Annotated in this window: 1 protein-coding gene; it reads left to right on the forward strand. The window is 67.2% G+C overall.

Annotated features, from left to right (window positions below):
* Positions 1-51 precede the first annotated feature (51 nt).
* On the forward strand, positions 52-1,014 hold a 963-nt coding region (locus ACLIYP_RS30560; protein ID WP_412716316.1), incomplete at its 3' end, for an acyltransferase domain-containing protein.

Raw genomic sequence — 1,014 nt, forward strand, 5'->3', positions numbered from 1 at the left:
ACCGGCAAGACCGTGTTCGTGTTCCCCGGACAGGGGACGCAATGGGCCGGTATGGGCGCGGACCTCCTGGACACCGTGCCGGTGTTCGCGGAATCCATCGCCCGGTGCGAGACAGCGCTCGCGCCGCACGTCGACTGGTCGCTGACCGATGTTCTCCGCTCCGGCACCGAGCTGGACCGTGTCGACGTCATCCAGCCGGTCACCTGGGCCGTGATGGTCTCCCTCGCCGCCACCTGGAAGCAGCTGGGCATCCATCCCGACGCCGTGGTCGGACACTCCCAGGGCGAGATCGCCGCTGCGGCTGTCGCGGGCGCGCTGTCCCTGGAGGACGCGGCCAAGATCGTCGCCGTACGCGCCCGGATCATCGCCGAACACCTCGCCGGACGAGGCGCCATGGCCTCCATCCCGCAGCCGGTCGAGGTGGTCCGGGAACACCTGACCAGCGGTGTCGGCATCGCCGCGATCAACGGCCCCAACGCCACCGTCGTCTCGGGCGACAAGGACGCCGTAGAAGCCCTCGTCGCTCAACTCCAGGAACAAGACGTCCGGGCCCGGCTCATCCCCGTCGACTACGCCTCACACTCCGCGCACGTCGAAACCATCGAGCAGCAGCTGGCCGAGGCCCTCGCCGGGATCACACCCCAAACCGCCGAGATCCCGTTCTTCTCCACCGTAGAACCCGGATTCCTCAACACCACCGAACTCGACACCGGTTACTGGTACCGCAACCTCCGCCAGACCGTCCACTTCCACACCGCCATCGAACACCTCACCGAGAGCGGCTACACCACCTACATCGAATCCAGCGCCCACCCCGTCCTCACCTACAGCATCGAAGAAACCGAAGGCGCCGACACCATCACCGGCACCCTCCGCCGCAACGAAGGCACCCTCACCCGCCTCCTCACCTCCGCAGCCCACCTCCACACCCACGGCCACACCATCAACTGGCCCATCCCCCACAACCAACCCATCAACCTCCCCACCTACCCCTTCCAACACCAGCGCTACTGG

Source organism: Streptomyces nanhaiensis, from assembly GCF_046614825.1.
Taxonomy (GTDB): Bacteria; Actinomycetota; Actinomycetes; order Streptomycetales; family Streptomycetaceae; genus Streptomyces; species Streptomyces radiopugnans.